Source organism: Chryseobacterium suipulveris (assembly GCF_022811685.1).
GTDB lineage: Bacteria > Bacteroidota > Bacteroidia > Flavobacteriales > Weeksellaceae > Kaistella > Kaistella suipulveris.
Genome location: NZ_CP094532.1, coordinates 1280781 through 1302329 on the forward strand (window position 1 = coordinate 1280781; position 21549 = coordinate 1302329).

The 21549-nt window shown below is 30.3% G+C and carries 22 protein-coding genes; 1 reads left to right on the plus strand and 21 read right to left on the minus strand.

The annotated features are described in order from the left end of the window. Nucleotides 1-374: 374 nt before the first annotated feature. From MTP09_RS06045 to MTP09_RS06145, 21 genes are all read right to left on the minus strand, one after another. A complete protein-coding gene (locus MTP09_RS06045; RefSeq protein ID WP_243551168.1) occupies nucleotides 375-1199 on the minus strand; it encodes a GLPGLI family protein in 825 nt (274 codons plus the stop codon). A 1539-nt stretch (nucleotides 1200-2738) separates the two neighbouring features. Then, on the minus strand, nucleotides 2739-3044 hold the full coding sequence (locus MTP09_RS06050) for a type II toxin-antitoxin system RelE/ParE family toxin (protein WP_055041231.1): 306 nt from the start codon (nucleotides 3042-3044) through the stop codon (nucleotides 2739-2741). Next, nucleotides 3026-3268, minus strand: coding sequence for a hypothetical protein (locus MTP09_RS06055; protein WP_055041230.1), 243 nt, complete (start codon nucleotides 3266-3268; stop codon nucleotides 3026-3028). Before MTP09_RS06055 ends, MTP09_RS06050 begins: the two co-directional genes overlap by 19 nt. Before the next feature lie 238 nt (nucleotides 3269-3506). Further along, the gene (locus MTP09_RS06060; RefSeq protein WP_243551170.1) at nucleotides 3507-3989 is read right to left on the minus strand and encodes a DUF2947 family protein; all 483 of its coding nucleotides are present in this window, start codon (nucleotides 3987-3989) and stop codon (nucleotides 3507-3509) included. A gap of 864 nt (nucleotides 3990-4853) precedes the next feature. Next, nucleotides 4854-6152, minus strand: a complete 1299-nt coding sequence (locus tag MTP09_RS06065) for a hypothetical protein (RefSeq protein ID WP_243551150.1) — start codon at nucleotides 6150-6152, stop codon at nucleotides 4854-4856. Between the two features lie 197 nt (nucleotides 6153-6349). Next, on the minus strand, nucleotides 6350-7057 hold the full coding sequence (locus MTP09_RS06070) for an HNH endonuclease (protein ID WP_185210948.1): 708 nt from the start codon (nucleotides 7055-7057) through the stop codon (nucleotides 6350-6352). A gap of 217 nt (nucleotides 7058-7274) precedes the next feature. Beyond that, nucleotides 7275-7691 (minus strand): hypothetical protein, encoded by a 417-nt coding sequence (locus MTP09_RS06075; RefSeq protein ID WP_243551108.1) that lies wholly within the window; start codon nucleotides 7689-7691, stop codon nucleotides 7275-7277. Nucleotides 7692-7967: 276 nt separating this feature from the next. Then, nucleotides 7968-8561, minus strand: coding sequence for a hypothetical protein (locus MTP09_RS06080; RefSeq protein WP_243551172.1), 594 nt, complete (start codon nucleotides 8559-8561; stop codon nucleotides 7968-7970). A gap of 228 nt (nucleotides 8562-8789) precedes the next feature. Beyond that, a complete protein-coding gene (locus tag MTP09_RS06085) occupies nucleotides 8790-9029 on the minus strand; it encodes a hypothetical protein (RefSeq protein WP_243551175.1) in 240 nt (79 codons plus the stop codon). Continuing rightward, entirely contained in the window at nucleotides 9029-9613 is a 585-nt protein-coding gene (locus MTP09_RS06090; RefSeq protein ID WP_243551177.1) for a hypothetical protein, read from the minus strand. The genes MTP09_RS06085 and MTP09_RS06090 overlap by 1 nt, the downstream gene beginning before the upstream one ends. A gap of 250 nt (nucleotides 9614-9863) precedes the next feature. Further along, complete coding sequence (locus tag MTP09_RS06095; RefSeq protein ID WP_243551179.1) at nucleotides 9864-10382, minus strand: hypothetical protein; 519 nt, start codon at nucleotides 10380-10382, stop codon at nucleotides 9864-9866. Between the two features lie 232 nt (nucleotides 10383-10614). Further along, the gene (locus MTP09_RS06100) at nucleotides 10615-11610 is read right to left on the minus strand and encodes a lysozyme inhibitor LprI family protein (RefSeq protein ID WP_243551180.1); all 996 of its coding nucleotides are present in this window, start codon (nucleotides 11608-11610) and stop codon (nucleotides 10615-10617) included. Between the two features lie 232 nt (nucleotides 11611-11842). Next, nucleotides 11843-13192, minus strand: coding sequence for a hypothetical protein (locus MTP09_RS06105; RefSeq protein WP_243551182.1), 1350 nt, complete (start codon nucleotides 13190-13192; stop codon nucleotides 11843-11845). A 208-nt stretch (nucleotides 13193-13400) separates the two neighbouring features. Further along, a complete protein-coding gene (locus MTP09_RS06110) occupies nucleotides 13401-14087 on the minus strand; it encodes a GIY-YIG nuclease family protein (RefSeq protein WP_243551184.1) in 687 nt (228 codons plus the stop codon). Nucleotides 14088-14293: 206 nt separating this feature from the next. Beyond that, the gene (locus MTP09_RS06115) at nucleotides 14294-15154 is read right to left on the minus strand and encodes a GIY-YIG nuclease family protein (RefSeq protein WP_243551186.1); all 861 of its coding nucleotides are present in this window, start codon (nucleotides 15152-15154) and stop codon (nucleotides 14294-14296) included. 230 nt (nucleotides 15155-15384) lie between these two features. Further along, the gene (locus MTP09_RS06120) at nucleotides 15385-15936 is read right to left on the minus strand and encodes a hypothetical protein (RefSeq protein ID WP_243551188.1); all 552 of its coding nucleotides are present in this window, start codon (nucleotides 15934-15936) and stop codon (nucleotides 15385-15387) included. A gap of 235 nt (nucleotides 15937-16171) precedes the next feature. Beyond that, nucleotides 16172-17128, minus strand: coding sequence for a GLPGLI family protein (locus MTP09_RS06125; RefSeq protein WP_243551190.1), 957 nt, complete (start codon nucleotides 17126-17128; stop codon nucleotides 16172-16174). Between the two features lie 131 nt (nucleotides 17129-17259). Further along, nucleotides 17260-17646 carry a hypothetical protein gene (locus tag MTP09_RS06130; protein WP_243551192.1) on the minus strand — a complete coding sequence of 129 codons (387 nt, stop codon included), beginning with the start codon at nucleotides 17644-17646 and terminating at the stop codon, nucleotides 17260-17262. A 196-nt stretch (nucleotides 17647-17842) separates the two neighbouring features. Then, entirely contained in the window at nucleotides 17843-18739 is an 897-nt protein-coding gene (locus tag MTP09_RS06135) for a hypothetical protein (RefSeq protein ID WP_243551194.1), read from the minus strand. Between the two features lie 228 nt (nucleotides 18740-18967). Beyond that, nucleotides 18968-19915 (minus strand): alpha/beta fold hydrolase, encoded by a 948-nt coding sequence (locus tag MTP09_RS06140; RefSeq protein WP_243551196.1) that lies wholly within the window; start codon nucleotides 19913-19915, stop codon nucleotides 18968-18970. A 228-nt stretch (nucleotides 19916-20143) separates the two neighbouring features. Continuing rightward, a complete protein-coding gene (locus tag MTP09_RS06145; protein WP_243551198.1) occupies nucleotides 20144-21025 on the minus strand; it encodes a pepsin/retropepsin-like aspartic protease family protein in 882 nt (293 codons plus the stop codon). A 135-nt stretch (nucleotides 21026-21160) separates the two neighbouring features. Here MTP09_RS06145 and MTP09_RS06150 point away from each other — a divergent pair, with 135 nt between their 5' ends. After that, nucleotides 21161-21499, plus strand: a complete 339-nt coding sequence (locus MTP09_RS06150) for a hypothetical protein (RefSeq protein WP_243551199.1) — start codon at nucleotides 21161-21163, stop codon at nucleotides 21497-21499. Nucleotides 21500-21549: the final 50 nt, after the last annotated feature.

A 21549-nucleotide genomic window follows, 5' to 3' on the forward strand; every position in this document is an offset into this window, starting at 1 on the left:
TTCAAAAACATTTTAAACGGTACTATTCTGAAATTCTGACTAACGTTAAATTAATTCAGTGATAATCAAATAGTTATAGATTTTAATTTTTGACCATTTGATTATTCAAAATAGTGAAAATTTCTTCGTTAGCGGCTAAAAACAACTCCGTTTTCGAGTAGGGGAATTGCAGCTAACGGAAAAAGTATTGGCGAAGGACGGGCTACCTTGCAGACAATTTCAAAGGAAAACCGAACCTGAGCAAAATGCTTTTTCAGATTTCTAATTTACTAAAAAAAGAAATATGAAAAGCATTTTTGCGGATATTGTTAACTGAATTCTCAAAGACAATATTCACCCCGTCTTTTGCCAATACTATGTTGTAGGCAGTGCTCTTATTTTTCTGGATATGGAATTGCCTTGTCCTTTTCTATCGGATTATAGAATTTTTTTATCATTTGTTGCATAAATTTTCTTTTTTGATCAAGTTGCTCTTGAGTAGTAATATTTTCTCCCATAATATTTACTGTTCCGCCACTGCTCAATGCCTTTTTCATATCGGAAACGGGGTCAGAGTAATAATCTAATTTAACTTTATGATATTGCTTTAGAGTTACTGGAACAGGATTTATTCCATAATGTGTTTCAAGAAAATTCTTTGTGTCAAAAGTTTCCTTTAAGTTTATACTTTTTACAAGTTTGTAACTGTATTCATTATCTTTATCGTTAAGTTCAAAAATTAAACCCGGTAAACCTGCAAATTTAAAAGGTCCTTCTTGAAAAGGGATTTCAGGAGAAAACCAAGCGGTCCATTCTCTTCCCCCAAAACTTGTTGTTGCTTTTTGTAGTTTATAGTTGTCCAATTTTTTGGTTTCTTTTGTTACTTTCCAATTCATTTTATCTTTTGAACTCAAAACAAAATAGTCAAAATTATTATCGTGGAAAGTTTTGTTTTCGCTAGAATTTCTTTTTCTAATTAAAAGTTGGTCAGCCATTGTATTCGTCCTGTTATTATTTCCTCCAAATTTTTTGTTGATGGAGTCCATTTCAAGAAATTTATAATCGTAAAATTTCACGAAGTCTTTGTCAATATCCAAGACCATATTTGTTTTCATTTCTTGACCTGCCATTTTCCAATCTAATTGATAAATAAATCGGTTTGTTTGACCAAAAATAAAAAATACTGAAAAAGTTAAAATTGTTGTCAAAATTTTATTCATATCTATTGTTTTTATGCGGGTTTTTGGATAGCATTGCCTACAACGGAAAACGGCTTTGCGAAGGCGGGGATTTTACAACCGAAAAGTTCTATAAAAACTACACCGAGCAAAAACCATTTTCGTTTTTTCAAAATTACAAAAAATAAAAAAACGAAATGGTTTTTTGCGGCGAAAAGTGCTGAAAACTTTCAACGCAAGGTAACTTCGCCCCCGCTTTTGCAAAACCGATGTTATGTGATGTGGCAACTTTTCAGCGTATTTTCAGCAGTCAGATTCAGTTTCATCGCCTTTATTCAGCAAGATTTTAAAAATTCAGCGTGAAATTTGTAAAAATCAGTCAGATGAAATATTCAGAGCGTTAAATTTCAAAAATTTTTTCGGAAAGTTTTTGCGCGCGAGTTTTTTTCAGCGTTTTTATTTTCAGGAAGTTGTTTTTCAGGCAGAATTTTATTCAGCAGCGTGATATTCAAGCGTAAGTTTTTTTTCACGCAGAGTTTCCGTTAGTGATTTGGTGTCAGAAATCAGTTTTTTTAAGTCAAGTCCGCATTTTATTTAGTCAGTCAAGCAGAAAATGAATTCAGACCATATTTTCAAGCACATTTAGGTCTGGATTCAGTTTCTTTTTATTCACTAAAAATCGTGGATTTTATTTCGGAGCGTGATTTTAGGCGCCATATCACATAACGGGAAACGGCTTGGCGAAGGCGGGGGAAAGAAAGACAAAAAGTTCAACTAAACCCGAAACCAGCAAAAAACCATTTTCGTTTTTTCAAAATTACAAAAAATAACAAACGAAAATGGTTTTTTTGCGGCGAAAAGTGCAGAAATTTTCTAAATGATAACTTTCACCCCCGCTTTTGCCAAACCGATGTTGTGCGCAGTATTTTCGGTTCGAGGACTTGGATTTAACGGCGTTAAATTCGAGTCAGAGAAGTGAAAATCAAGCACGACAGATGTTTTCTGGTGCAGAATTACAAAATAAATTCAGAACTTTAGTCAGCGAATTTTTTTAAATCTCCGCGCAAATTATATTCATTCAGTTAAGCGCAATATTTGTCAAAGTCAAGCACGTTTTTTGAAAAAGTTAATGAGATTTTAATTAGAAATTTTAATGCGCAAAGTTTTTTAAAAGTCAAGCACGATAATTTTAAAAGTCAGCGCAATTTTTTTGAAACTCAATTCCGCAATTTTCTTAACAAAGTTTTCTTCATAATTTTTAAAAGAATTAGCACAGAGTTTTAAAAATTTAAGTCAGTTTTAGAAGTTAAACTCGAGCAAGTTTTAAAAATTAAAACCGCATTTTCTTTTGATAACCGCACTTCAAATATTGCGCACAACGAAAAAGTATTGGCGAAGTGCGGGCTGGATTGGACGAAAAGTTCAATTCAGAACTGAGCGTAGCCGATGCTTTTTTCGGATTGTTAAATTACAAAAATAATCAATACGGAAAAAGCAATCGGCGGATAAATGCTAAAAATATTTCAACTTGCGTTTCGCCCCGCATTTTGCCAATACACTGTTAGGCGATGTTTTTTTATTTTAGGTGTAATCAAATTCGGTGTCATTTTCATCTCGTCTTGCGTCCCAAATTGATTGAACAATTAGTTCTTTTTCTGTAAATTCATAGAAAATTAAATAGTCTCGAACAATATTTATTCGAGTTTCCCCATCATTTGTGGTTCTTCCGATTTTCGGATGTTCAGATAAAAGATTTACGGCTTCACTAAATAATTTGTTAAGTTTTTTGCTATAGGTTTTAGATTTTGTTCTATTAATCCAATAAATCAAAATTTCTTTTCGTTCAAATTTTGCAGATTTGGTCCAAATTATTTTTCGTTTAGCCATTGTTCAATTTCGTTTTCTACTTCATCATTTGTAAAAGTTTCTCCATTAGTATATTCTTTTCTTGCTTTCATAATACGATTTTTTTGTTTTTTCGATAGTTCGAAAATTTCTTCATCAAGTTCGAAATCAAGAAGTTTTTTTAATTCTTTAATAATCCGAATTTCTTTTAATTCGGTTATTTTATTGATCAATTCTAATTTAAGTTTCAACTCAGCTGTACTCATTTTGCAAATTATTTATCTCAAATTTACATAAAATTTTGAAACAAAATATTTAAGCGTATAGTTTTTATAAAATATCGCCTAACGTTTTTCGGCTTGGCGATGTGGCGGATTTTTAGCACTAAAGTTCAATCGAAGAACGAAAGTTGAAGCTTGCACAAATGTTTCATAGAAGCACTTCAGCCGCCATATTGCCAAACCGATGTTATAGGTAGGCGTTCTTTCTACCGTGTCGTTATTATTAATATATAAAGTCAATGTCTTCAAATGTTTCACTTGGTTTAAAGTCCTTGTTAGTTCCAAAATAAATTTCGTCTTCGTGGAAAAAAAGTAATGCCCAATTCAAGCTTTGGTCAATAATAGTCAAGTCGTCTGAGCCACCATAATAAAAACTGTCGAAGTATTTTATTAAAAGTTTCCAAGGAACAATCATTGCGTCTGTCTCGTCCCAAGATAGATAAACAGGCTTGTCAAAAGGAAGTCCACGATGGTAAAGCCACTTTTTAATTTGCTTTTCGTTACCGTCTAAAATTTTTGCGTTGTCAATTGTCCGAAAGAAGTCTTTTTTAAAAGGGATGTCGTGGTGCAAATTTGTCTTTGCGATATAGTCCCACAAGAATTTTGCAGCTTTTTTGTCTAACGGTTTTAACTGGTCAAGATGTTGGTCGGTTAATACGTCATACTTCTCTTCCGTAAAACGCCATTTTCGTCCAAAGTTGTCCATTGGAATTACGTGTTGAAATATGTTGTCAAAGTCTATGCTCATTTGTCGTTGTGTCGTCTTTTACGCTTACCTATAACGGAAAAAGTATTTGCGAAGGGCGGGCTAAATTTAACTGAAAGTTCAATTTCGACCGAACGAAGCAAATTGCTTTTTCAGATTGTTAAATTACAAAAAAATACAATATGAAAAGCAAGTTGCGACTAAATATATCGGGTTTTTCTATTATATATTCAACCCCGCCTTTTGCAAATACTATGTTAGCTGTAGTAATTTTTCTTTGATTTATTTCAGCAAATTTATTACTTTTTAATATTAAGGGGATTAATAATGAACTAAGTAATATAAATAATGTAAAAAATTTATCAAGAATTTTAGTTTTCTTGTTTCTTCTTGGAGTGAGAGTCTTTCCAACAACTTCTATAATTATATTTCTATTATAAATTTTTCTTATTAAAAAATTGAAAATATTGTAAGAACTATAAAAATTATTGGAGAAAAATAATATGTTTCAAGAGTTAAGGTGTTAAATCGGATTATTCCAATTACACTTAGGAATAATGAGATTAGTATATATTTTAATGAAGATTTAAATTCAAATAATTGATGATATTCATGTAGATTATTTTGTTTGTTCTTTTTCTCAATTAGAAAAATTATGAATCCGAATCCAATTAAAATGGAAAGTATTGTTAAGAATGAATTCATTTTCTATTTAAACGTCATTTTTGGAATTATTACAGCTAACGTTTTGCAGCTTGGCGAAGTGGCGGAAATCGAAGCACAAATGTTCAGTTTTGCACAAAAGTTCAATCGAAGAACTACTGTTGAATTTAGCACTGAACCCGCCATTTTGCCAAACTGCTGTTACCTGCTGTTTTTATTTTGTCTATATAATTTTCTTACGCTGTCATCACTATCAAATTCAAGCTCTGCAAAGATTTTGTCGGACAACACTTTATTGTCAAGCAAGATTTTCACAATGTCTTTACGATGAAGTCCACAATTCATTTTGTTGTAAATTGTCTCCAATGGCTCTTTACACTCTTTTGTTGCGTTTGCTTCGTAAATGTCTATGAAACCAAAAACAATAGAGTGTATAAATTCATAGTCGTCTGAACGACTCGCTATTTCTGTTAAAAGTTTATAGTCGCCTTTTTGGTAATTGCTAACCAACAAGTCTAAATAGTCGCAAGGATTTTTTTCTGTGTTAAGTTTTTCCAAAGCAAGTTGCCGGATTTCTTTTGCAGAAAAATGTTTAAGTGATTCTACTGCATATTCAACCATTCTTGTTTTCTTCGGATTTTTTCCACTTGCAATTAGAAATATAGGTTTGTAGTCAAATGGAAATTTCCGTGAACTAAAAAAACGTAAATATCTTTCTTTTTTAATATTGTCTTTTTCAGCCAAGAATTCGTTTGCTAATTTTTCTACTTCGTTCTCGGTTAATTCATTATTCCTTTTTGACGAAAGAAAACCATATCTTTTATTTTCAATGCTTTCTTTAATAAGTTCATAAGTAAACCTTTTTATTTTTCTGCGTCTTGGCAATGTCCATTTGTTTTTAATTATGGAATCATAGTAAGCCTTTATATATTCACTTTTGTTAGAAGCTTTTTTTAATTCCGCATATATATCAATTGACTTATGACGTTTCTGAAAATAGTCAATTCGCCAACTTTCTTCATAATCATCTGGATTTTCAAAAAGTGTTTTGCCTACAATTTCAGCAACTTTCAATATTCCGTTTATACCGTCAATTTCCATCAGTTGGTCTTGTCCACAAAACTCGTAATCTTCAAGACTATTTTTCTCAAAGCGGTTGTAAAGAGCTGTTTTTGCTTCAAGATGTCCTGCTTTATAAAATTTTACAGCCAAGTCACACATTTGGTCAAGTCCATAGTAGTCATTCTTTTCAGATACTAATTTGGTTAAAACCGATTTTATAATTTTGTCTTTTTGTTTTGAGTTCTTAATAAGTCTATAAATGTAATCAGCCCTACTTCCTTCTGATTGGTTGTCATAAGAGTAATTTTTTATTGCTCCTTTTATAATTAGGTCTGAAAAGTCGATATTTCGGTTTTCTTTGAGTAGGATATATGCTTCTCCTGTCCCACGTTTTAGCGAGTCAAAAAATTGTCGTTTTATGTTTGTAGTGTCGTTCATTTAAAATAGCAGGTAACGGAAAAAGTATTTGCGAAGGGCGGGCTAAATTTAACTGCAAGTTCAATTTCGACCGAACGAAGCAAATTGCTTTTTCAGATTGTTAAATTACAAAAAAATACAATATGAAAAGCAAGTTGCGACTAAATGCATCGGGTTTTTCTATTAACTATTCAACCCCGCCTTTTGCAAATACTATGTTACCTGCAGTTCTTTTTTGGTGGTAGTTTTATTTCGTGCTTTATGCAATAGTCGATAAATTTTCCATTTTCAATAACTTCAAAAGCAGAAGATTTCGCATCGTCTAGTTTTGAATATCGTTTTTTTCCTTTTTTTCCGTGTATTGTTAGAATATAAGCATTTTCAACTTCTTCAATAATAATTTCAAACAAATTTTTCTTTATAGAATGCTGATTTCCAATATCTTTCCATTTATGTGATTTGATGAAATTTCTTTTTCTATTTTCAAATCTGCGAAGAGATTCCATATGATTTGAGGCCTCAAGACTATGTGTCAAATTATCGCAGCATTGTCTTCCAACCTGAATGCATCCCCATTTTTCGTGATATATGTGAAATGCATATCTCATATTGTTTCCACAATTTTCGCATTCTCCAATTAAATCGCCTAAATCTTCATCACAAACATATTCCCAACCAAAATTAGGCATTATTATTCCGTGTTCCATAGCGTGACATCCACGACATAAAGTAATGCAATCTTCAGAAGCATATTCCCATAATTTTCTTCCTTTAATATAATTCTTATGGTGAACTTGCAAAACAACTTCAAAAGAATTGCGTCCACAATGTGCGCAAACATAACCGTCAGATTCAATAATATCTTTGCGAAATTCTTTCCAAACTTCGTTTTTGTATTTGTTATTGTTCTTGTGCGGACTTTTCATAGAATTGCAGGTAACGGTAAGGGGCTTTGCGAGGTGCGGGCTACTGCAACTGAAAGTGGAGAGGAGAACGAAACTCTAGCAAAAACTTTTTCCATTTTTTAAAATTACGAAAAAACTAAAAAATGGAAAAGTTTTTTGCGGGTATTTTCTAGAATATTTCTCTGAGATTTCCTTCAACCCCGCATCTTGCAAAACCCATGTTATCTGCAGGCGTTTTTCAGTTTTCTATTATTTCATCAACATTTAAGGCAGTCAAGATTGCAGATATTATATTGCCATTTTTTTCAAATACAATTTCAGCGTCCATGTCGTAAAATTCATTTTCTTTATCAGGAATTATAATATTTACAACCTTATAATTTTCAAATTCAATTTGTGAATTAAGATTTTTCAGTTGATTTATGATAGAGTTCCAATTATTTTCAATTTTCTTAAAATATTCGGTTTGATAAGTTGATATTTCAGTTCCATTTATAGGAAAAAGCAATTCAATATTTTGACCAATATTTGAATTAATATTTCCTTTGAAATTTTTTGTTCCGTCAAATTCAACTAATGAAAACTTTCCAATACTATTAAAAATCGGATTTGCATTTTCGTTTTTTGAAGATTTAAAGATGTCAAATATTCCCATTTTTTATTTTTTAAGATTTCAAAATATTAATTTTTAGTGTCTGTCTTTTGTACACGATTTTTGATACGCTTGCAGATAACGGAAAAAGTATTTGCGAAGGGCGGGCTAAATTGGACGAAAAGTTCAATTTCGACCAACCGAAGCGAATGCTTTTTTCGTGGAACTAAACTACAAAAAAATTGTGGAACGAAAAAGCAGGCGCGACTAAATGCATCGGGTAGTTCTATTAAATATTCAACCCCGCCTTTTGCAAATACTATGTTATGCGACGTCGTTTTATTCATCAAATTCAAATTCTGCTGATTTTTCGAACTTACAGTCGTTATTAATTATGTCAAATTTTCTAAAGTCAGAATCTTTTATGAAAAGCATTTTGCGTAATTCAAGTCCGTCAGGATAGCGAAATTCGTAAATGCCATATTTTGAGTCAATTAGTTTTATTCTCAAATTTGTTTTGTGTTTTTGAGGAAACCTAGAAATAAAAATGATGTTATATTCTTTTTCATTTATTTTTTTAACAGATTTTATTTTTTCTTTTATTAATTCACAGCCACTAACTTGCAAAAAATCATCATTTATTTGTAATTTAGTATCATTACACCAATCACAAGGTGCATATAGAAAATATTCATTGTTAAATTTGTGTATTCTTATCCATTTTGAATTTAATCCAATCTTCATTATTTTTTCAGTTTTTCCCTCATCAAAATTTTTAAAATTAGATAAATCATTATACATTTTAGAATTTCGATTTTGAATTTTGTAAATATTATGACCTTTTTCCTTTTTTAGAAATATTGTATCTTTTGTTTGAGAAAAACAAATAATAGAAATTAGTGTCAGTGTTAATAAAATGAATTTTCTATTCATAACGGGTTTTGATACGATGTCGCATAACGGAAAAAGTATTGCCGAAGAAGCGGGATTTTTATAACCGAAATTTCAAAAGAATCACTTCCCGAAGCAAAAATTTTTCCCTTTTTCAAACTTACAAATTTCTTTGAAAAAGGGAAAATTTTTTGCGACTATTTTCCCAAAACACCCAAATAATTCCTTCAACCCCGCTTTTTTGGCAATACTATGTTGTGCGACGTTTTTTTATACGAAACAATTTGGAATTTCTTTTTCAATTAACTCAATTTCTTTTTTGGAAATTGCTATATCTTCAGAATTTTTTACAAAATCGAACTGACCATATTTTGAGATATATTCAAATTCATAAAGTCCAGGATAATTTGATAATACTTTTTTAGCAATTTCTTTAAAAAACTTTACTTTTTCAATATGGTTAATTGAATTGTCGCTAAAAATCTCGTGTTTAATTACTATTTCAGCCATTATTTTACAACGTTATCTATTTTTAAATTTGCGATTGAAACATATCCTGATTTATATTTTCCAAGTAATATATTTCCATTATAAATGTATAAATTGTCTCCGCCTACTTGTGACCATTGAAGACCTAAATCTGATAATTTTTCTAATAAATTTCTTTGAATATTGTCTTTTTGATAAGTTTCAGTATAAGGAAATGAAATTTTAATGTCATTCGCATCAAGAATAACCAAAGAATTTTTTATATTTTTTTCGGTTATGCTTTTAAACGCAAGTTGCTGTTCAGAAGGCATTGAACTTCCTATTTTTTCAAAATCAAATTCATATAGGAATAGTTTTCTACGATTTTGTATATTTTCAATATTCGTAAATATTTTTAAGGGGTCAACATCGTTCCACTCATTTTTGGAATCATTTATCCTATTGTCAAAGTCGACAAAAATCTTATTAAAAGTTACTGTTTGAGTTTTAGTCAGAAAATTCCTTGCGTCATAATTTTTTCCAATCAAAAAATTAGTTGAATTTTTTTGAGAAAATAAAAATCCTGAAATTAATGTTAGAATTAAAAAAATAATTTTTTTTTTCATACGGTCTGTTTAAAATGTCGCACAACGGAAAAAGTATTGGCGAAGGACGGGCTACTTTGCAAACAATTTCAAAAGAAGACCGAACCGGAGCAAAATGCTTTTTCAGATTTCTAAATTACTAAAAAAAGAAATATGAAAAGCATTTTTGCGGATATTGTTAACTGAATTCTCAAAGCCAATATTTACCCCGTCTTTTGCCAATACAATGTTGTACGATGTGCTTGTATATTTTTTTTGCGATTTATTTCACTTAAAAACTCAAACCAATATCTGTCTTTTCAATTAGACCAGTATCTTCGAGATTACAAATACAGCCTTTTATTGTATTTGCCATGCCATTTATTCTTATCTCTTTATTGGTTGAATTGGTTATTATTATACCAGTGTTGTTTTTTCCGTTTTCTGCAAAATAGGTTCGATAAATCAAGTAAGTATATCCACCGTTTGTAAATTGAAGGTTGTCAATTTCCATTCCTGAATTGTCTTTTCCGCCACCTCTCCAATAAGAATTGTATTGAAATTTTTTCCAGCTATCTTTATTGCTTTCTTTCGGAAATTCAAGTTCAATTTTCCCATTATTCCCATATCTGTACTTTATATATGCATTACTTTTATCTTTTACGATAAATATTTGCTTTTTATTTTTAGTTTTAAATGAGTATATCAATTCTTCATTTTCATAAATTAATTGTTCTAGTTTTTGAGCTTTACTTTCAAAAAATTGAAACGAAAAAATAATTATTAAAGTTAGTCTGATTATGTTTTTCATTTTAAATCGTTGATTTTACTAGAATGTTGGAATAGGATATCGTACAACGGGAAAAGTATTGGCGAAGTGCGGGAGAAAGATGCTGAAAATGAACAACTTAAACTGCAATAAGCAAAAAACTTTTTCGTATTACGAACTTACAATAATTTTCGGAATACGAAAAGTTTTTTTGCGACTAAATCTAACTGAATGTTCTATTAGTGCTTCAACCCCGCATTTTGCCAATACTATGTTAGCTGTAGTTGTTTTTTCGTAAAAGTATCTCAAACTCATTTTTTAAACTTTCAATCTTTTCTGCTGTTATTTTTTCTAACGAGGTTAAATAAATTAATGGATACATACTTCCTCCCTTGAATTTATCTGATTGATATAATGCAACTGATTCTCTATATTTTTGCCACTTTTGAATGCTAGATTTAAACAATTTTATATCTATTGAAAAAGCATCATCGAGCTTTTCATAATTACTAGTAACAAAATCAATTAAAGTTTGAAGTTCAGTTTCTTTGTTTTTGAAATTATTATCCGCTTCCAAATTCATTTCTGTTTGTGTTTCAGGAGAATTAGGATATAAAGTTTCCCAAATTATAACATTGGTGAATTCTAGAAAATCTTTACAATTTTCATAGTTTTTTATAATTCTATCTTTGTCAATATTCACATTTGTCGCAAATTCATGACAGAATATATGTCTCAATTCATAAGTTTCTTTTACACTTTTAATAATTTCTGGCAATCTATTCTTCTTATCATAATTTAAAGCATTAGCAGTATGATAAACAGATTTTTTGTCAAAATTTTTCATTTCTTCTATGAAATCTTTACCGATAATGACTGATAAGTTCGATTTAATATCTTCAAAATTATTAAAAGGTAACAAATGACCAACTAATTCTCCGACAGTAACTGATTTTGTTTGAATTGCTCCTATTATTTCAAAATCGAGTTTAATATTTTTTGATTGATTAAAATTTACAATATTCTTACTAAAAGGCTCACCAAAATCAACTAACTCTTTTATAACTGATTTAAAAAATGCCTCAAAACATGAAACTGTTGAAATTGGAATATACTTCAAAATTTCAGAATTATAATTACCATTATAATTTGTAAATTCTGTCAAAGCATAATCAATTTCATACAACCTAGATGTTAAATCATATCTTGAATTAAACTCTGTTCTTGACTTTATTAGTTTTATCTCTTCAATGAAATCTCGTTTTCCCAATTTTGAATTTGTTGCGATTTTTTTATACAATTACAGCTAACGGAAAAAGTATTGGCGAAGAACGGGCTACCTTGCAGACAATTCCAAAGAAAGACCGAACCTGAGCAAAAATTTTTTCCGCTGACTAAAATACAAAAAATATGTTAGCGGAAAATTTTTTTGCGGATACTGCTAAATGAGTTCTCAATGACAGTATTCACCCCGTTTTTTGCCAATACACTGTTATCTGCCGTTATTTCTTTCGAATTGTATTTTTTGGAAGTAAGTTCTGAGTAAAGGAAGTGTATGGAAATATTTTCGGCATTTTACTATAAATAAATTCATCTTCAAAGAATGATTGGGCTACTTTATCATCAAAAAAAGCAGGATTTAATGGGATTTTAGCGTTTGGGTTATGAAACACAACCGTTCCTTCTGACCAAGTTTCAAGGCTTTGTTCATTCACTTGATAAGATACTAAATTTGGTTTGTCGGCATTTGGAGTGTGATTATAAAAGGCACCCATTCGAATTAATATTGGAATGTCGCTTCCCAATCCTGCTTGTTTACCCATTCTGTTAAACTTGGATAAAGTTCCGCAAGATGAAAAAATGATTGCACTTACATTTTCTGATTCTGGCTGGAAAAAGAAACCGCTCGGTATTTTTGTGCCATTTGGTTTTGTGTAATCGTCAATTTTTACTGGTTTAATTACTAAATTTCCTTGTTTGTCAAATGAATGTTCATATTTATAGCCATAAAGATAATCCAAAATAGCATTATAAGTCCAAGTCATCGACATTGAATCATGAAAATCGGCAATAGCAATTACAAAAGGCTTCCCTTTTACATGATTTTTTTCCCAATATTTTTTTTTCATTTTGTCAAAAAGAGCACTACTAAATAATAATGGGGTTTCATTATTTAGTTTTTCTTGAATTTGTTCAATTTTTTGCGGCTCACTTTCAATATCTGTTTTTCTACTTATTATGACTGCTTCAACTGCAATTTCTTGATTGAATTTTTCCACAATAAAATCTGGTGCATAATTGTTTCTTTTGAAAGAGAAGAATTGTTCTCTGAAAAAACAAAATAAAAATAATTCCCAAATTCTGGAATCAAAGCCATTGACTGATTGGAATTGTTCAATAAAATTTCCATCAATATCTTTATAATGATATGAAATTTCTTTTATTGCTTCATTAGCGGAAGAGAATGCTACGTTTGATTTTAATAATTTGAAAAATGGATGTTGTTTATCTTCGTTGCCTATATTTTGAAAAATGTCAAAAAACTCAAACTTATTGTCATGAAAGGTTATTGAATTGCTACTCATTTTCTCATCAATCCATTTTCTTGCTTCCTCTATTGTTTTAAGACTAGCAACTATTAATTCTGCTCGATATTGTTTTGCTTTATCTCTCGAAAGAATACATCCATAATAATCGTTATCTGTTAAATCGAGGCTTATTAATCCTAATAGTCCACCATTTCCATTCGAATAAAATTCTAATTCTTTAGAAAAATATTGAACAAACGGTTCGCGTGTAAAAAGTAAATAGATGTCAAAAAGTTTCTTGTTTATTGGGATTGCTGTTTTCATATAATGGCAGATAACGGAAAAAGTATTGGCGAAGTGCGGGCTTAATTTGAACGAATGTTCAAGTTCAGACCAAACGGAGCCGATGCTTTTTCAGATTGTCTAAATTAAGAAAAAAAACAATATGAAAAGCAGCGGCGGGAAAATATTACAAATCTTTCTATTATACATTTAACCCCGCATTTTGCCAATACAATGTTAGGCGACGTTTTTATTTGAAAATATTTGTATAATTTATTACTTTATTTTTGTGATTTCTTTCCTCCACATTATAAAAATCTCCTCCTCGAATTTTAGTGAATCCCTTTTTCTTCATAAAATGTATTACTAAGTCATTATGCTTTTGTCTAACAACTTCTTTATCAAATTCAAGTATTTTAATTAAATTAATTAATTCTGTAGGCTTGTGAATCTTTGTCCATTCTGAACCTAAACCATTACATTCATTTAGTATGGCAAGAGTTACATTTTTTGATTTTCCAATAAAATAATTATCATTTTCTAATTTTAGAATAAAGAAAAAATAACCAGCTTCATTTACTCTATAATTTTTTGGATTTTTAATTGTCAATAGTTCACTTCCTAAATCTTCATTTGCAGATAATAAAAAACGTAACTTTTCAATGTTCAATGTACAATAATCACCACCTCGAACATTTTCCCAACCATACTTTCTCATATATTTTACTGTAATCGAGTTTTCTAAAGATATTGCTTCTGAAATTTTTGTAAAATTGGTTGTTATTATTTCAATTATTCTTAAAGGTTTATATTTTTTAGTCCACTCTGAGCTTAATTTTCCTTTTAAGTGCTGTTCAAATCTAAGATTTACATCTTTTGTCTGTCCGATGTAATATTTATCTTCTTCTAATTCTAAAACGTAAATGTCTATTGGCATTGTGTTTTTATAAAATGTCGCCTAACGGAAAAAGTATTTGCGAAGGGCGGGCTAAATTGGACGAAAAGTTCAATTTCGACCAACCGTAGCGAATGCTTTTTCCACGAAACTAAATTACAAAAAAATGTGAAGTGGAAAAGCAGGCGCGGCGAAAAAAATCGAGTGGTGTTATTATAAATTCAACCCCGCCTTTTGCAAATACTATGTTAGGCGACGTTGTTTTCTGGATTTTCATATTCTTTTAGAGTTTTTCCCCCTTGCAATTTCCACTCTGTTAATCCATTTGCATTTCTTCCCATCACTGTTGCTGCAGCTAAAGATGGACTTGTAAATATATAATCTTCACTAAATTGATAATATTCTGGAAACTCTACTAAAATTCCTTTTTCAATCAAATTATTTCGTAAGTTGATGAAGGAATTAGATAAGGAAGGAACCGTATCTTTTGATGCTTTTGAGCCTTTGAATACTAAAAAACCATCTGAATTTGGTTCTCCTGTTGCATTTGCTTCTCTTGCAGCATTGATATGAAAAATATTTGAAATTAATTCTGCTTGGATTTCTCTTTTATCTTCGAAAACTTTATGCCCCAATGTATTTACTAATAATCGAATGTTCTCGATATATTCTTCCATTTCTGCTCTGTCAGATTCTGAAATAGAAGATAGAGTAGGAATGTTTGAGTTTTCTACTTTGTAACGATTTACTTTTGTTGCAATATCATAAAGGCGATTTTCAAGATACTTAATATGAGCTTTATTTAAGTTTTCGTCTTTGCTAACAAAAACGATTGACTCGTTCCAAAAGTCTTTTTGGGCAAGATGTTGATTTAATCTATTCAAAACTGTTTCGGCTTCTCCAATATAAACTAATTCTTTTCCATCTTGATCTTTTCCAAACAATAAATAAATTCCAGTATTAAAAATATCAGGTCTGTCTTTACAATCTTTAATTTTATTTCTTGGAATTTTATATGCTTTTCCGGTCCAATTTGATAATTCACAAGTCATTCTTCCATTTGGATCTCCATCAATTAGAAATATTTTGATTGTTTTGCCGAATTTCATGTTCTATAGTTCTGTTTTTTTTACAATGTCGCCTAACGGAAAAAGTATTGGCGAAGTGCGGGCTTAATTTGAACGAATGTTCAAGTTCAGACCAAGCGGAGCCGATGCTTTTTCAGATTGTCTAAATTAAAGAAAAAAACAATATGAAAAGCAACGGCGGATAAATATTACAAATCTTTCAATTATATAATTAGCCCCGCATTTTGCCAATACTATGTTAGCAGAAGTTTTTATTTTCCGTATGTTTTTGAATTAGCTTTTATGTAAGTTATTAATGCATTGAAAAGTGGATTAAAGGTATTTTGATCATTCACACCAACCCAAAAATCATCATAAAGAGTATCACCAACAAATATTTCGTCAAAATTCTCAGGATTAACTAATTTTAATTGTATTCTTTTACTTTTTTCTTTATTATCGTCAAACTTTAGATATAGAAATTTTTTATATTTTCTGTATACATTATTAATTCCTATTTTTCCAGTTATTGCTCCAACTTCATCTTGTTTTCCGTCTTTTATAATATCTTTTTCTAAATCTTCAAAAGTAATTACTTTGTCAAAATATCCTAATTTTTCAGCCATTCCTTTCATAAATGCATTGTTTGGAACTACAAGTAATTCTTTATTACTATCTAAATCATAAGGTTGATTAACTAAAATGTCTGCTTTTTTTGATGATTCAAAGTATCCATCTTGTTTTTTCTCTGATACTTTCATTACTGTACAACTTTGAATTGAGAAAGCTGTAACAATTAAAATAGGTAAAATTAATTTTTTCATTTCTTTATTATGGAGAATGTTGTTTAAAATTTCTGCTAACGGAAAAAGTATTGGCGAAGTGCGGGCTTAATTTGAACGAATGTTCAAGTTCAGACCAAACGAAGCCGATGCTTTTTCAGATTGTCTAAATTAAGAAAAAAAACAATATGAAAAGCAGCGGCGGCTAAATTTTTCAGATCTTTCTATTATACACGAAACCCCGCATTTTGCCAATACAATGTTAGCAGAAGTACTATTATTCACCATATTTGACAGCTTTATCAAGTTCGATTGGATTGTAATATTTCCTTTTTTCTTGTTGAATAACTTTTCTAACTTCATCCAAGTCTTTAACGGATTTAATTTGCCTTCCATAAGCAGCAAAAGTATAATCTTCACCTCGTTCCAACTTTGTTCTGATTTCTGAATATGGATTGTTGTAAGAATTCAAAAGTATTTTATTATATTTTTCTAAAGAAATTGGAATTGCGTTCTTTCCAAAATTTGAATCAATAATTCTAGCAGTATCATATTCATTCTCAAGCTTTTTAATTTGAATAAGGTTAAAACTAAAATGTTTTTTCTCATCTTCAATTTGGAAAATCAAACCTGGTAAACCTTGAAATTTAAAAGGTCCCTGATTAATAGGAATATTTTTGCAAAACCATGCAACCCAAGTTCTTCCTCCAAAGCTTGTTGTTGCTTTTTGTAAATCATAATTATTCTGCTTCTTGGTTTCAGGCAAAATTGTCCAAATCATTTTATCGGTGGTTTCATATTTGAAATAATCAGTATCAACAAAAACAAAATTTTCATTTTTGAAACTATTTGCTTTTCTCTTCAGCATTAAGCTAGTATTGAGAGACATACTTGAAGCATAATTTTTCGTTGCTTTTTGGGTTGAATCAAGTTCATATAGTTCTTGGTAATAGAATTTTATTTCTTTGTCATTTGTATCTAGAAACAGAATATTAGTCAACGGCTTATCCGAAATTGTATCTCGGACAAATTTTAATTCATAAACAAATCTGTTATTTGATTGAGAATATAATTGATTAAATAAAATGATCAAAATTATCAAAAATGTTTTATTCATAACTATTCGCACGAGTTTGGTAAGTATTTCTGCTAACGGGAAACGGCTTTGCGAGGTGCGGGCTACTGCAACCGAGAGTGGAGAGGAGAACCGAACGATAGCAAAAACTTTTTCCATTTTTTAAAATTACGAAAAAACTAAAAAATGGAAAAGTTTTTTGCGGGTACTTTCTGAAAATTTTCTAAGATTTCCTTCAACCCCGCATCTTGCAAAACCCATGTTATGCGACGTTTTTTTTATATTTCCATTTATTGTAATCGGTAATTTTCAGAAATAGGAGTGAATTTTCTCAATTCACAAATTTTAACGGATTTATTATCCTTTATAAAAACTAGAAGTTCAAAATAATCACTATACGAAATGTCATTTTGGTAAATATTAGTAAAATTTAAATTCTTTGTTTTTGCATAATCTTTAACATTCGTATATGGATATAAAATAGTGTATGTATCCCAGTCAAAATCGGTGATTTCTTTTAGATTTACAGGTCTTTTTTCAATTTCATATTTGTTTTCAATTTTCTTAGTTAATTCACTATCTGATTTCAGTTGATTCAAAAATCCACAGGATTGAAAAAAGAATAAGGAAAAGATAAGGATTAAAATTTTAATATTCATTTTAACAGCTGTTTTCATAAAATGTCGCATAACGGTTTGGGGCTTTGCGAAGTGGCGGAAAATCGAAGCGGAAAGTTTCGATTTAGACGGAACGCAGCAAAAGCCAATTTTTATTTGCTAATTTATGAAAAAAAGCTAATAAAATTGGCTTTTGCGGATTAAAATGTAGAAACTTTCAATTTAGACTGAAACCCGCCATTTTGCAAAACCCTTGTTACCTGCTGGCATTTTCATTTATCAATGTAAATTTAGTTTTTTTATTAGCAGTCATTACGCCTGTTGCTTCTAAACTCATAATTCCGTCATAATTTATCCAACGTCCTTTGTCAACGGAAAACTCTGAAATACCCTGATGAGTAAATTTCATCATAGTTTCTTTTTGTCCACCTTCACTACCAAAAAATGAAGGAGTATTGAAATTCCCCTTTACATATTCGACAATGTTATATTTAAGAACTGCTATTGTCTCTCCGTTTATTTTCTTTATGTCTGCAAGCGTTACTTCGTTTATCTTATAAGAACTGTCACAATCAAAGTTTTGGTCGTTTGTAATCAGATTAATGTCAAGAGACCATTTGTCACCAATTTTTACTGGTTTTGTTGGTAATTCAAAAAATAAAGCAATCAAATTCTTTTGAGCACTCTTGACCCAAAAACTATGAATTCCACCTGTCTCATAAACTGAACCACGAAGCATTACACCTTGTGTCATTGATTGCATCATTTTTAAAACTTCAGCTTCCTTGTTGTCTGTTGTGTCAATGTTTTCTTCTTTAATGGTCTCTTTGGGTTTTGTCGTCATTAATATGTCAATAACACCGTTATTTTTATTGGTTAGTGTCGTTACATAGTCTTGATTTTTGAAAGCATCATTAATTTTTTTGAATAAGTCTTTACTTTCCTTAAGTCCATTGTCTGTGCTGTCCGATAGAGATTTGAAAAGTCCACCAAAATCCATCTCTATTGAGGATTCGTCAATGTCACTCATAATTGTGAAATAGTTGAGTTTTTCACTCTTTCCAATTTTCCATTTCAGGTCAACCGTTTGGTTTTTCTGTCCGAATGCTGTCAAAGTAATGACTGCAAATAGTATAGTTAATTTTTGTTTCATATTGTCGTGTCGTCTGTTATGCTTGCAGGTAACGGAAAAAGTATTTGCGAAGGGCGGGCTAAATTTAACTGCAAGTTCAATTTCGACCGAACGAAGCAAATTGCTTTTTCAGATTGTTAAATTACAAAAAAATACAATATGAAAAGCAAGTTGCGACTAAATGCATCGGGTTTTTCTATTATAGATTCAACCCCGCCTTTTGCAAATACTATGTTACCTGCAGTCTCTTTATTCACGAAGCCATTTTTTAATTTCGGTAAAAGATTGTTCGCTTTGTTCAATCCAAGGAAAATGTCCTGCTTTATCTATAAAAACTAATTTGGAATTTTGCAACCTAAAATGTAGTTCTGTTGCAAATTCGGGCAAATTGTTTGTGTCGTATTTTCCGTTAATTATTAAAATCTTTGTTTTTAAATCCTTAAACTTCTTTTGAAATTCCAAATACTTTTGTCTTTCTTCAGGTGTTTCTTGATAATAATTGTTTCCAATTGGTTTTCTTCTTCCTACTTTTGTAATTTCCTTTACAATCGGAATCACTTTTTGTGCAGTTTCTTCATCATAAGTCCACCATTTTGTTCTTGCAGTTGAAATATCATTTCCATTTTTATCAAATGTTGTATTATTTTCAATCATATAATCCCAATCCTCAATAACTTTAGCAAACCATTTAGATTCTTTTAATCTTTTGTTTTCAGAAGTTTTTCGTCTTTCAATAGATTCATTTTGACTTCCAACATAACTTGTCCCTGATAAAATTATTCCCGAAATATTTTTTGGATATTCAACAGCGTATTGCAAAGCGATTGCACTTTGGTCTGAATGTCCAAAAAGCCAAATCTTTTTTACACCAAGTTTTTCTCTTAATAATTCAATTTCTTTTACGGAATTTTTAGCACTGTAATCTTCAAGTTTTTTTGGGGTTTCGGATTTTCCTATTCCACGAGAATCATAGTAAACCATTGTAAAACTTTCTTCAAGTGGTTTTAAAGTCATTTCGTAGCCGATTTTTCCTGAACTTGGGTGTCCAACAATCATAATTGGTCCTTTTCCTTTTACTGTAAAATTGATATTTAAATCGTCAATTTTTTCGGTATAATTCCCATTCTCAAATTTAGAATTTGAAGCGCAGGAAATAATGAATAAAAAAATTATAAATGTTTTGAAAATTTCTTTCATACTCGCTGTTTTGGTGAGATTGCAGGTAACGGAAAGGGGCTTTGCGAGGTGCGGGCTACTGCAACCGAAAGTGGAGAGGAAAACCGAACGCTAGCAAAAACTTTTTCCATTTTTTAAAATTACGAAAAAACTAAAAAATGGAAAAGTTTTTTGCGGGTATTTTATAGAATTTCTCTAAGATTTCCTTCAACCCCGCATCTTGCAAAACCCATGTTACCTGCAGTGCTTTTATGATTTCTTTTTATCGTCAAAATATTTTTCTTTAAAGTATTTATTTGGTTTTAAATACACAATTTTTTTCTGAAAATCTAAAATAGTATTAAATCTTTTAAGGACATCACTTCCTAGAAAATTAGTTTCGTAACCTGCGGGTTTATTATAGGTATTCAATTCAGCAGGAACATTTTTCAGCAAAATTTTTCCCAATTTTAGGTTTTTGATTTTTACAGTATTCAAAGGTATTTCATCATTATTTGAATTATGCAAAATAGTTGTTTTGATAACTTCCAATTCATTTACTGGAAATTTTGCCTTTTTCAACAAATCATTATCTAACATTAATGCTTTTTGAAAGCCTGTATCAAAAAGAAATTGGCTGTTGTATTTCTGACCTTTCTCTTCCAAATCCAAATTAATTGAAAAATGTTCATCCATAACATTCATTTCAAATTTTTGATATTTTCTTGATATTTTTGGAAGTTTTGAATAGACTTTCAATAATTTTTTCTCATAATCAATTTCAATAATTTTGTTTTGAAACATATTCCATCCAAACATGCCATCCGTTCCTTGTCCTGTTGTTTCAATAGGGTAGACTTGTTGGTTGCTCCATTCTAGTTTCTCTATCAAAAATGAATTATCACTGATGTCATTCATTGTCAATTTTAAACCTTTTGGGTTTAGATACTTTTTTATCGCTTCTTTTGTCAAATAAAAGTCTATTGAGCCTGTGTCAAAAGTCAAAAATATAGTATCTTTTTTGTTTAGGATAGTTTTTACTTTGATATTATTATATTCCGTTAATTCAAAAGGAATTTTCTCAATTAGAAATTTTTGTGAAAAACTAAAAGTAAAAACTAAACAGAAAAAAAATGTTAAAATAAATTTCATAGGTTTTGAGGCATTTTTGGTAGCATTGCAGGTAACGGCAAAGCATCTTGCGAAGTGTGGCGTATGCAGATTGAAAGTTTCCGCCACATTTTGCAAATGCCATGTTATCTGTAGTGTCTTTTTAAATATTGAATTATGAAAGTATATGTATCAATTTTTTATTTACAATCTCCGTTTGGAGATAGAATAAACTGCGGAGTGGTTATGTTCAGCAGAAAGGGTTGTATTGTTAAAATAAATGAGGACAGGTTGAAATTTATTAAAAAGTTTCGCCCCGGTGGCGCAAAATTATTTACGATGGCAGTTAAAAATATGGCTTATCATTTTAATAACGTCCATATTCCAACTGTAAAAGGATTAACTGATTTACATTACAACTCAAATAACCTTTTCGGAATTGAAAAGCCTAAAAGAATTATGATTGATTTCACACAAGAAAATTTCGATAATTTTTTTGAGCGGGTTTTTCAGTGACATTACAGATAACGGAAAAAGTATTTGCGAAGGGCGGGCTAAACTGCACG

Excerpts from the sequence above, each read along its gene's own strand:
- MTP09_RS06075 (WP_243551108.1), bottom strand. The coding sequence starts at position 7,691 with ATGGGAATATTTGACATCTTTAAATCTTCAAAAAACGAAAATGCAAAT.
- MTP09_RS06120 (WP_243551188.1), bottom strand. The coding sequence starts at position 15,936 with ATGAAAAAATTAATTTTACCTATTTTAATTGTTACAGCTTTCTCAATT.
- MTP09_RS06055 (WP_055041230.1), bottom strand. The coding sequence starts at position 3,268 with ATGAGTACAGCTGAGTTGAAACTTAAATTAGAATTGATCAATAAAATA.
- MTP09_RS06125 (WP_243551190.1), bottom strand. The coding sequence starts at position 17,128 with ATGGAAAAAGTTTTTGCTATCGTTCGGTTCTCCTCTCCACTCTCGGTT.
- MTP09_RS06085 (WP_243551175.1), bottom strand. The coding sequence starts at position 9,029 with ATGGCTGAAATAGTAATTAAACACGAGATTTTTAGCGACAATTCAATT.
- MTP09_RS06110 (WP_243551184.1), bottom strand. The coding sequence starts at position 14,087 with ATGCCAATAGACATTTACGTTTTAGAATTAGAAGAAGATAAATATTAC.
- MTP09_RS06045 (WP_243551168.1), bottom strand. The coding sequence starts at position 1,199 with ATGAATAAAATTTTGACAACAATTTTAACTTTTTCAGTATTTTTTATT.
- MTP09_RS06065 (WP_243551150.1), bottom strand. The coding sequence starts at position 6,152 with ATGAACGACACTACAAACATAAAACGACAATTTTTTGACTCGCTAAAA.
- MTP09_RS06135 (WP_243551194.1), bottom strand. The coding sequence starts at position 18,739 with ATGAAACAAAAATTAACTATACTATTTGCAGTCATTACTTTGACAGCA.
- MTP09_RS06090 (WP_243551177.1), bottom strand. The coding sequence starts at position 9,613 with ATGAAAAAAAAAATTATTTTTTTAATTCTAACATTAATTTCAGGATTT.
- MTP09_RS06050 (WP_055041231.1), bottom strand. The coding sequence starts at position 3,044 with ATGGCTAAACGAAAAATAATTTGGACCAAATCTGCAAAATTTGAACGA.
- MTP09_RS06070 (WP_185210948.1), bottom strand. The coding sequence starts at position 7,057 with ATGAAAAGTCCGCACAAGAACAATAACAAATACAAAAACGAAGTTTGG.
- MTP09_RS06095 (WP_243551179.1), bottom strand. The coding sequence starts at position 10,382 with ATGAAAAACATAATCAGACTAACTTTAATAATTATTTTTTCGTTTCAA.
- MTP09_RS06105 (WP_243551182.1), bottom strand. The coding sequence starts at position 13,192 with ATGAAAACAGCAATCCCAATAAACAAGAAACTTTTTGACATCTATTTA.
- MTP09_RS06145 (WP_243551198.1), bottom strand. The coding sequence starts at position 21,025 with ATGAAATTTATTTTAACATTTTTTTTCTGTTTAGTTTTTACTTTTAGT.
- MTP09_RS06140 (WP_243551196.1), bottom strand. The coding sequence starts at position 19,915 with ATGAAAGAAATTTTCAAAACATTTATAATTTTTTTATTCATTATTTCC.
- MTP09_RS06060 (WP_243551170.1), bottom strand. The coding sequence starts at position 3,989 with ATGGACAACTTTGGACGAAAATGGCGTTTTACGGAAGAGAAGTATGAC.
- MTP09_RS06115 (WP_243551186.1), bottom strand. The coding sequence starts at position 15,154 with ATGAAATTCGGCAAAACAATCAAAATATTTCTAATTGATGGAGATCCA.
- MTP09_RS06150 (WP_243551199.1), top strand. The coding sequence starts at position 21,161 with ATGAAAGTATATGTATCAATTTTTTATTTACAATCTCCGTTTGGAGAT.
- MTP09_RS06130 (WP_243551192.1), bottom strand. The coding sequence starts at position 17,646 with ATGAAAACAGCTGTTAAAATGAATATTAAAATTTTAATCCTTATCTTT.
- MTP09_RS06080 (WP_243551172.1), bottom strand. The coding sequence starts at position 8,561 with ATGAATAGAAAATTCATTTTATTAACACTGACACTAATTTCTATTATT.